Origin of the sequence: Prevotella ihumii (assembly GCF_900155655.1) — a bacterium.
In the GTDB taxonomy this organism is placed as follows: domain Bacteria; phylum Bacteroidota; class Bacteroidia; order Bacteroidales; family Bacteroidaceae; genus Prevotella; species Prevotella ihumii.
The window spans coordinates 2065914-2075910 of the sequence record NZ_LT706987.1; the positions used below are offsets into that span (position 1 = coordinate 2065914).

A 9997-nucleotide genomic window follows, 5' to 3' on the forward strand; every position below is an offset into this window, starting at 1 on the left:
ATTTTCTGTGAATGTTCTTTTTTTGCGCCTTGCAAAGGTAGATATAATAAGGTGAACGTACAAGTTTTTTATGTCTTTAAACTTGTTCTAAGCTGAAATTAGTTTCCACCTTTTACCTCTTTTTCTACATCTTCTTGCGTTGCAGCTTCGATGTGTCGTATGTTTATATCTCGTTGTGGGAATGGTATTTCTATACCGTTGTCGTTCAGTGTGGTATAGATACACTCCATAATGATGCCACTATCGCCAAACTGAGTGAGTACATTGAGCCACGCTATCACTTTCAACGTGATGCAACTATCATCAAAACGACTCATAACCACCTTTACTTCACGTCCTTCAAGCATACAATCCAATTGTGAAATAGCATCTACAAGCAACTTTTTCACGTGATTGATGTTTGTTCCGTATGCCACTCCCACTTCCAAAACCACCAACTCTTGTCCGTTGTTTTTGGTCAAGTTCTTGTAATTCTTCGTAAATAATTGCGAGTTTTGGAACGCTATTACTGACCCATCTGAGGCTTCGATGATGGTAGAAGTGTAATTGATAGAACTCACCTTACCACGTATGCCATCGCACACGATAAGGTCGCCTATCTTGATGCGTCCAGCCATAAGCGAAATGCCATAATAGATGTTTTCCAAGATGTCTTTCATTGCGAAACCGATACCCGTAGACAAACCTCCCGAAACCACTACCAACCACGTGCTGTTGACCTTGAAAATGCTTAGTGCAGTTAATAACCACGCACCCCAAATCACTACTTGTAACACATTGAATATCATTACACTTTTAGCTACTGCCGTACTTGGGTCGTTGCTTTCAAGATAGAGCGTAATGAAATCTTTGAGTGTGTGGTTGATGTAATTAAACACATACCATAACACCACAATAAGTATGATGCCGAAAACACTTATCTTAAAGTTTTGTGTGTCAATGAAATTGGTTTTCACAATCTCCCAAGTTTGGGTGCTGAGGTTGAACACAGCAGCTGCCCAATATACAGCAAGGATAAACGAAACTGCTACCGAAGCAGGCAACACAACATAATAGATGAGACGGAAAAACCAAGCTTTGCTCACTGGACTGTGCGATAAGTCCTTCTGTTCTTTGTACAATTTGAGATAGTCGCGTATACAAGTAATTGTCAATAAGCAAGCCAATTGCATAGTCCACCAAATGATGACTTGCACCGAAAGATAAATAAAGCCAATCCAAGAGCTAATAACAGCAAACGCAAATACGGCAAACGAGAAATAGCTCAATCGAAGGTCGGTTTTTGGAATGTCATTGCTATACTTATAAATTATTTGCAATTGCCATACAGCCGTTATCAATAGCAAGGGTGGATAAATAAGGTTGACCACGCTTCCAGGCAACATTACGATGCGGAATGCTATCACTAAAAAGCCAATGAATATCAGCGGATAATAGATTTTATAAGTAGCATGGATTTGCGAACCATCGACACGAAGCAGCAGCGAACCAAAGACAACAGCCAATAGCCACGTAAATTCTAACAGCAAACTGCAAGCCATATTCACGAAGTTGGACTGGCTAAAGAATCTAATAATGATCAAAATGAGCGCAAAAGCCACAACCGATGCAGTGATGATAATACAAGTTCGCTTTGCCAAAAAGCCCTTATTTATCTCTGCAAAACGTTCACGTGCAAGAATTTTAGATACCAAAAATCGAATACTAAGATAATTGATGAGCACGGCTATCAATCCATAAATCAGTATCATAGAGAAAAGTCCGATGAGCCACATCACGTCCCATTGCGACTTTACCGTTCGTTTAGGCAGATATTTCTCTGCCACTATTGCGCTCATTGTTAGCGATTTTACCTTGAAATTCTTTAAAAATGAGAAGTAGCTATCACCTCTTTTTGCAAACAAACCCGTCTGAAACTCTTTGTAACGAGCCTGCGCATAGTCGTTCATCGATTTGAGTTGTCCTTCATAATAATGGTAGTATTGCGCATATTCTTTATACACATTGTTGTTCTCTTGCAGCATTTTTCTGATGCTTACAGCCAAGGTGAGACACACGTTGCGATCGGTTTTGTTTTTCTCACTCATACCAATCATATACATTGTGCTTAGCACTGTAATGAGCGAGTCGTAACGTGCTATATCGGTTTTGCTTCCTTCTACGATGTCGTGGAAAGGTTGTGTCATTGTTTGGAAGTCTTGCCAGAGCGATGTAGCTTCGTGGCAAGCATAGGTAAGGTCGAACACATTATCCGTTGTTTGCGAATAAAGCATCAGTGACACCTGCGATGATTTCTGCCCAATCTCTATCAATTGTTTCATTACTTGGTCAGTAATCACCTTCGAACGGTTCAGTTTTTCACGCTGTCGATAATGTTTTTTCGTGAGCTCTTGGCGCAAAACAGCCAACGAGTTTTGGAGCGAATCCTCCTGTAACACCGCCCCTGCTGGCATCAGCATACAGCAGAGCAAGAAAATGAGGGCATATATTCGTTTTTGCATACGTTGCATTGGTTTCTTAAATATCTTCTGCAAATTTAATAATCTATTATGGATTTTCAAAGTAAATTCGCTGAAAATACGCCTATGTAGGGAGCAAAGTACCCCAATATAAGTGCGATTGCTGAATTACTGTTTATGTTTTAGGTGTATTCCATTCCAAATTCCCATTCCTATTACAGCGTCCATGGTGCTGTAAGGTTGATTGTTAGGTGTCATTCTTTCATAGGTGTCCATATCAAGACACATTATTTCAGGGTTGAAATAATTGGTGCTTGGATAATCTTTATTTGATACCTCGTTGAGTGTTGTGCCACATAGATTATAAAAATCGTGCTGCGTTATAATATCATTATCATAAACTGCTATCTCCATACTGTTTTATTTTTTGATAAGCCATATTAAGGCTGGTTCTATAAATTACCACCGCATATAGTCATTATTTTTTTATGAAATACGTTTTGTTATCTTTTGGCTTCTTTTTGGTTCAAAATGTAAGTTCGTTCAGTCGTGTAGCCCGCTACACTCCTTCACTCTCTTGCATTTTGACCTTAAAAATAAGCTCAAAATCTAACAAAGCTAATTTATAGAACCAGCCTTAAATGATTCGAATATTCCCTCAATACTTTTTCCTTGTTCAACAAATTCATAGTTGAATGCCCCTTCTTTTATAGGTTTTGCAAGGTAAAAATGTAGGTTGTCAATAACGTTTTCTTTACTTGCTATCGACTGCAACGCTGCCACCATATCAGGGTTGTGGCTATCGATAAGAATTTTTACTTTTAATTCTTTTTGGAGAAGTACCAAGATTCTTGCAAACTCTATTATCCATTGTGGGTGCAGATGTGCTTCAGGCTCGTCAATCATCAACAGGGTTTTGTCGTCAAGGTATCCGTTTTCAAGCAACCTTAATATGTATGAGAATGATTTCATACCAGTTGCTGCATCTTCTATTTTTATCTCAAGTCCGTCTTCTCGCAAGAAATGTAGTTCGTTCTCTTCAAAATCATTTTTCTTTAAAATAACCTTTCCGTGAATAATGTTTTTAATGCGTTGAGATAATTTTCGTACTTCTAAAGATGCTTCATAACCTTTTTGAGGATTGTCCATTTTGCGTCGTAAATCCCACCAAAAGACATTGTTCATCGTACCATTGTTTCCTGATGTTGCAAGTGGTGTATCAATATATATAGCATACGAAAGATTGAAAAGATTTCCTACCTTTTCTTTCCTAAACAGTTTTACCCCATCTTCTTCTAAATTTATATTATTGGGAGTTTCTTCCAAAATTGTATAGCGATGGCGTATAACATCATAGAATTTTTTCTGCTCTCTATTTTCTTTTTCAAGAAGATATTTCCTTTTAAGTTCTTCTATTTCGATATTTTCAGTCTTTATAAAAGCTGACACAAGCTCATCTATTGTGGTATAAAGCGATTCATCTATTCCTATATAACTCAGTAAACGCTCTTTACGAGAATTTATGTTCCCTTTACTGAGGTTTAGATAGACTGTCAGCATTACCGAAAAGCGTTGAAGTGTCTTTTGATAAATATCCTCAAGATTGTCTATCTCTGCTTCATCATATATATATTGCTGGGCTTTTGATAATGCTTCTCTAAAGAAATGCGAGTTTTGTAGGCGTGTTTGTGTAGCTGGAGATACATTTATATCTCTGTGCAGTTGGTCATAATGGCGTAGTATATTTATAACTTCTGAAGCAAAATTTCGATATAAGTAAGTATCAAAATTGCTTGCACCATTAACGATGTAATAAAGCCATTTAGAAAGTGTACTCTTTCCTGAGCCATTGATACCTGCAAGAACAGTTATCCCTTCAATAGGAATTGAAGCTTTCTTTATTGCGTGATAATCGTGCAACGTATATAAATATCTACTCATAATACTTTTTGATTTTGATAGTTCTTCCTTTCTTGCAAATTTACTACATTATATACAAACTTCGAAATGTTTTTGTTAATTTTGCAACAAAAAGACAAAGAATGATACTCATTGCAGATAGCGGAAGCACCAAAACCGACTGGATATTGGCCAACGAGGCTGATGCCATTAAGGCGTTGGACACGTACAAGATAATCACAACACAGGGAATAAATCCCATTTACCAATCGGAAGAAACCATCGCAAAGATTGTCTCAGAAGAATTGTTGACCGCTGTAAATCAGCAATTTGCCGAACCTTTTGCACATAATACCTTTGCTAAGGTGGCTTTTTATGGAGCAGGTTGCACCGAAGCGATGTACCCTAAGATGCAGAAAGTGCTATCCTCTGCCTTGCAGTGTGAAGCGATTGAGGTGGCAGGCGACTTGCTTGGAGCGGCTCGTGCCCTGTGTGGAAACGCTGAAGGTGTGGCTTGCATCTTGGGCACAGGCGCTAACAGCTGTTTTTACGATGGCAAGCAGATTGTAAAGAACGTTCCTCCTTTGGGTTATATCCTTGGCGATGAAGGGAGTGGGGCAGTGTTGGGCAAACTTTTTATGAATGGTATTTTCAAAGGAAGTCTGCCCTCGGAAATTCGTGATGCCTATCTTGCCGAAGCACAGCTAACCTATCAACAAGTGATAGAGAATGTTTATCGCAAACCGCTTGCCAATAGGTTCTTAGCCACAACATCTAAGTTTATTCTTCGCCACATCGCTGAACCCTCTTTGCAGCAACTTGTACGTACCAATTTTGACAACTTTTTTGAGCAAAACATCGTTCATTACCACGAATACAGCACACGTTACATCTCTGCAGTGGGTAGCATAGCTCATTATTTCCGCCGTTTTTTTGAGGCCTCGGCTGCTGCACACGGCTATGAAGTGCAGAAGATAGAGCGTTCGCCCATCGAGCAAATGCTGCGTTACCACTTGCAGAACCGCTAACTTAGGGCATTTCAGTTAATTCCCTCTTAGAACTCTCCAAGGCAGCCAAAAACTGCATTCTTTTCCTTGGAGAAGTACCCAGAAAAAGAATATGCTGTATTATTTGTTCAAAAATCTCAAATACTGAGTCATATGGGCACACCTGCCCTTTCCATACTATCTATGGACTTGTAAAATTATCCTTAAGTTTTATTAGGCAGCCTTCTTCACACTCCGAGCCATCTCCCTTGCGGCAAGAATGGCAGCATTTGCTGTATGGATTCCGAAGAAGAGTAGTAGCCTCTCGCTAAACATATTGCACGCCTTGATGCGTCCAAGGCTATAGTGTTGCTTTTGATTTCCAAAGCTACCCTCCATTACCGTAGCTCTGAGGTTTCCAATAATCTTTCTCGCTATCTTGAGACATTCAGCTTCTTCTTTGGGTCTTGGACCTTTTCTAGTGAAACAGGTCGTTATGCCTTTTTCAGTACACATAGTGCGGTTGGCATTGTTGGCATATATGGAATCGGCACCGACACGCTTGACTTTGATTCCCGTCAAAGATTCCTGATATTCAATACATTGCTTAAGGCGGACACCCTCGTTGAATGCCTCAAAGCTGTGGTGCTCTATGAATGATATGCCGTCTATCTGTATGTTGTTGACCTTTGCACCAAACTCTACACGCTTGTTTTCCTTGCCCCTGACAATGGGACGTAGATAGGGACGGTCGATGCTGACGATACGGTGCTTGACTTCCTTGCCAGAGAATAGTTCTGACTGTTGGAGGCATACCTCACGCACAGCGGACAGCCGCTTTTCTTGTTCTGCCGACAGACAGATGCAAGGACTGTACTGTTTACGCAGACGATTCCATTGGGAAAGGAGTTTGGACAGGAGCCTCAGGAGTCTTCTCCTGAGCTTGCGCGTGGACGAGGCTGTGTGCTTGCGCTGCTTGGCGTATGCAAGCCTGGCCTTGTCAATATTATTATACTTGCTTCTCGGAATACGCTCTGAAAGGTGTTTACACTCGGAGACCAGCAGAGTGTGAAGCCAATGGCAACACTCCCAGAGCAGCTTGATATCCGTAGGAAAACGCAGGTAGCTCTCGTAACAGGTTGCATCCGTCAAACATAGATCTTTATCCTTGAAACAATCTTGCCATTTGGCGTACAATATGCTCTGAAAACTGTTTGTGTCAAGAATGCGACCAAGACGATTGCGTATGGCACTTACAATCTTTCCATCCTTGATGGGACAGGAAGGGTCTAGCAGAACACCACAGAACATCTGCATGTGGATGCTTCCGTTAAACATCTCTATCAGACCATCGTCAGACAGACCTGTGTATGACTTAAGGAACATTAGGGCAATTTCTCCTTCACCCGAGAAAAGAGGCTTGTTGCCTCGCTTGCTCTTATGGCTAAGGTTCGTATACTCTGCTGCCAACTCCTTTAGGGGGAGCTGGGAATGAATACGTCCAAGTTCGCTTTTTGCAAAGCTTTCACGATAACTCTGTAAAAAATCGAACTCTGTAAAGGGCAAAGTTCGTAAGTTCAATTAAGAAATGCAACTTTTGGCAATAAACAAAAGGAGCGAAAAAGATATTTTTTCAGAGAAAAGAGGGGGTGTTCCCCTCCCTCTCTGATGGAAAGTTTTAGTATCTTTGTAGCCCCTTCCAAAAGTTACAGAAGATGACACAACTCACCAAAGAACAAAGGTACACAATTTCAGTGATGCACAAGCAAGGTTTTCAGCAAAAAGAGATAGCTGAGACTATAAACAAGGACAAATCAGTCGTAAGTCGTGAACTTAGCCGCAATCGCAACAAGCATGGAGCGTATAGTTACTCTCATGCGCAGATGCTGACAGACATTCGTAAAGAGCGTCTACGCAAGCCCCGCACCTTTACGGGCGAGGTAAAGAACCGCATCAACCGCTACATGCGGCAATACCAATGGTCTCCGGAACAGATAGTCGGCTACTGCAAGCTCAAAGGCTACAATATGGTTTCCATTGAAAGAATTTACCAATACATCCGAGAAGACAAAGAGAACGGTGGAGACTTATACAAGAACTGCCGTCATCAGTTGAAGCACCGCAAGCGTCCAGTTGGAAAACACATGCCCATCAAAGACCGCACCAGCATAGAGGAGCGGCAGCCTGAAGCAGACGGAACAAGGTATGGAGATTGGGAAATGGACTTGATCGTCGGAGCAGACAACAAGGGGGCCATGGTTACACTGGTTGAGCGCAGCACGGGGTTCACCATGATAAGGAAACTTGAGAAAGGCAAGGAGGCCAAAGGCGTTTCCCAAGCCGTATATCTCATGCTGTTGCCTTACAAGCATAACGTAAAAACAATAACCACGGATAACGGACCAGAATTCGCAGACCACAAGTGGTTGGAAAAAGCGCTAAATACGAAGATATATTTTGCGCATCCCTACTGCTCATGGGAAAAAGGGCTCATTGAGTATACTAACAAACTCTATAGGCAATACATTCCCAAAAAGAGTGATTTCAAGGATTTTAAGGATAATCAAATCAAAGAATATCAACATAAAATAAATGCCAGACCAAGAAAAAAGTTGGGATTCAGAACGCCACTTGAGACCTTTTACTTAAATTTGCAAACGTAGTTGCATTTTGAAGTTGAATCTACGGTTGGTGTTATATCAGAAATTTTTTGTATCTTCACGACGAAATTTTTTAAGTTTTCCCCCGATTCTGCCCGTGATGGGTCGTTCGGGGGATTTTATGTAAAGGTACAAATAATATATGATACTGACAAACAATTAGTTAAGAAAATTCTGAATATCCCTATATATGCATAGTTAGTCCACCCTCAAACGGTAACCTGCATTTTTTTCATATAAACCTGGGGGATGAATTGGTGTTGAGAATCTAACTCCAGTTTTCCACAGCACCATATTGTCACTTATACCCACTCTTTAAATAAGATACAAAAAGTTTCATGGCTCTTTTGAAGTTGAATGCGGTAGCTGCAAGCATGATCTTGATGGAGTAATGAGACCCTTGTAGAGGTTTCTTTCTCATCGATGGTCTGCCTTGCAGTGGCCTATAACAAACTCTATTCCTGCCAGTTTGCGGAAGAGTTTGTGTTTTTTGTTTTGGACGTAACGTGAGTCTGTTTTCTTAGGCTTGCGTCCGCGGCCATCCTTACCGTCTTTCCTCATCGTCTCCTCTTTCCCTTAGATGTCGATTAAAAGATAGCTGCGGATACTATCCTTAAGAATTAGCTCAATTTCAGATGCACCGATGCGACGGCGGAACTCGACAAGCTAGGTGGGAACGCAGGGAGAGTTAGTTTGGAATGCCTCTAATCCACAAAAATACCGGGAGTAGGCGTTCTCCGAGAACTGCTCCACGACACTCTCGTCTGAAACGTCACGAAGGTGTTTCAAGATAAGTAGCCCCACCATCAGGCGGATAGGCTTGGCCATGCGTCCAGTGTCCTTGCTGTAAAGAGGGGTAAAAGACTGCTCAAACACATTCCAATCAATCAGATTGGCTAACTTGTACAGGGAATTCTCAGGAGAGAGCATTGTCTCAAGATCCCAGAATAATGATGACTGATGGACTTTGGATGGAGATTTATACATCGTTGATTTGCAAGATTTTACTATACAAAGGTACAAAACTTTGTAGAAACATGCAAGTTTGAAAACGATTATTTTATTGATAACCAGATAGTTAAATGCTTTTCAAGGGACTACTAACTAACGTAAGCATCCAATATTAGCCGCCTTTGTGTAACATTCTTGCTTTACTACCTTTGCCCGAAAAACTTATGTTTGTACTCAACGAAACAAATGTTTTTCGGGTTTGTTGCACTCCCGTGGACATGCGTCAGGGTATTCTTCGCCTGTCCCAACTGGTACGCAGCAATGACTTCAATCCTTATGATGGTGCTGTCTACGTTTTCTACAATCGCTCCCATAACCGAATCAAGTTGCTTCACTGGGAGCGCTGTGGTTTTGTCGTCTATCACAAACAGATGGCACAGGGCTGCTTGAGTCCTAAAATCATACGGGCGAGAACTGGATTTTATGAACTTCGCTGGGACGAATTGGTACTCTATATTGAAGGTATAAATCCTAACTGCTACCGAAGAAAAAGATACAATAAATCTTAGTATTTTCTTGCCAGTGTCAGATATTTTTCGTACCTTTACATTATATAAAGAACTGATAATGTGATGGATATGCCTTATTGCACAATGACATCTGACTACCATTCTCTCACTCGGGAAGCTGTTGTTAAACTTCTTGAGCAAAGGGATGCTGAGCTTAAGAACAAGGATACTCAACTCAAGAACAAGGATGCTGAGCTTAAGATTAAGGATACTCAACTCAAGGATAAGGAGGCTGAGCTCAAGGATAAGGATGCTGAGCTCAAGGATAAGGATGCTGAGCTCAAGGATAAGGATGCTGAGCTCAAGGATAAGGATGCTGAGCTTAAGATTAAGGATGCTGAGCTGGAACGAAAGTCCCGTCGCATTCTTGAACTTGAGCGCATGGTATTTGGCAGGCGCAGCGAGAAACGCCTGCCTGAGAGTGCAAGCGGCTGGGCGGGTACGCTTTTTGACGAGCAGTGGGCCAAAGAGGG

At 41.2% G+C, this 9997-nt stretch carries 9 protein-coding genes and 1 pseudogene; 4 read left to right on the forward strand and 6 right to left on the reverse strand.

Features of this window, described 5'->3' with window-relative positions:
- Positions 1-98 precede the first annotated feature (98 nt).
- The 3 genes from CZ367_RS09250 to CZ367_RS09260 all read right to left on the reverse strand — a co-directional run bounded on the left by CZ367_RS09250 (position 99) and on the right by CZ367_RS09260 (position 4400).
- Positions 99-2501, reverse strand: a complete 2403-nt coding sequence (locus CZ367_RS09250; RefSeq protein ID WP_077197416.1) for a mechanosensitive ion channel family protein — start codon at positions 2499-2501, stop codon at positions 99-101.
- A 126-nt stretch (positions 2502-2627) separates the two neighbouring features.
- The gene (locus tag CZ367_RS09255) at positions 2628-2873 is read right to left on the reverse strand and encodes a hypothetical protein (protein ID WP_077196633.1); all 246 of its coding nucleotides are present in this window, start codon (positions 2871-2873) and stop codon (positions 2628-2630) included.
- A 204-nt stretch (positions 2874-3077) separates the two neighbouring features.
- Positions 3078-4400, reverse strand: coding sequence for an AAA family ATPase (locus tag CZ367_RS09260; RefSeq protein ID WP_077196634.1), 1323 nt, complete (start codon positions 4398-4400; stop codon positions 3078-3080).
- Positions 4401-4501: 101 nt separating this feature from the next.
- Here CZ367_RS09260 and CZ367_RS09265 point away from each other — a divergent pair, with 101 nt between their 5' ends.
- Positions 4502-5386 carry an ATPase gene (locus CZ367_RS09265; RefSeq protein ID WP_077196635.1) on the forward strand — a complete coding sequence of 295 codons (885 nt, stop codon included), beginning with the start codon at positions 4502-4504 and terminating at the stop codon, positions 5384-5386.
- A 192-nt stretch (positions 5387-5578) separates the two neighbouring features.
- Here CZ367_RS09265 and CZ367_RS09270 read toward each other — a convergent pair whose 3' ends face one another.
- Positions 5579-6925 carry a DDE transposase gene (locus tag CZ367_RS09270; protein ID WP_077196636.1) on the reverse strand — a complete coding sequence of 449 codons (1347 nt, stop codon included), beginning with the start codon at positions 6923-6925 and terminating at the stop codon, positions 5579-5581.
- Positions 6926-7059: 134 nt separating this feature from the next.
- Between CZ367_RS09270 and CZ367_RS09275 the strand changes: the two genes are divergently transcribed.
- Positions 7060-8007 carry an IS30 family transposase gene (locus CZ367_RS09275; RefSeq protein ID WP_077196637.1) on the forward strand — a complete coding sequence of 316 codons (948 nt, stop codon included), beginning with the start codon at positions 7060-7062 and terminating at the stop codon, positions 8005-8007.
- Positions 8008-8421: 414 nt separating this feature from the next.
- Here CZ367_RS09275 and CZ367_RS16650 read toward each other — a convergent pair whose 3' ends face one another.
- Both CZ367_RS16650 and CZ367_RS16655 read right to left on the reverse strand, forming a co-directional pair.
- Positions 8422-8565 (reverse strand): hypothetical protein, encoded by a 144-nt coding sequence (locus tag CZ367_RS16650; RefSeq protein ID WP_394334142.1) that lies wholly within the window; start codon positions 8563-8565, stop codon positions 8422-8424.
- A gap of 105 nt (positions 8566-8670) precedes the next feature.
- Positions 8671-8991 carry an IS5 family transposase gene (locus CZ367_RS16655; RefSeq protein WP_052045756.1) on the reverse strand — a complete coding sequence of 107 codons (321 nt, stop codon included), beginning with the start codon at positions 8989-8991 and terminating at the stop codon, positions 8671-8673.
- A 188-nt stretch (positions 8992-9179) separates the two neighbouring features.
- Between CZ367_RS16655 and tnpB the strand changes: the two genes are divergently transcribed.
- Both tnpB and CZ367_RS15710 read left to right on the forward strand, forming a co-directional pair.
- Complete coding sequence (gene tnpB, locus CZ367_RS09290) at positions 9180-9524, forward strand: IS66 family insertion sequence element accessory protein TnpB (RefSeq protein ID WP_077196639.1); 345 nt, start codon at positions 9180-9182, stop codon at positions 9522-9524.
- Positions 9525-9587: 63 nt separating this feature from the next.
- Positions 9588-9997 (forward strand): annotated as a pseudogene (locus CZ367_RS15710) (hypothetical protein); the annotation flags it as partial.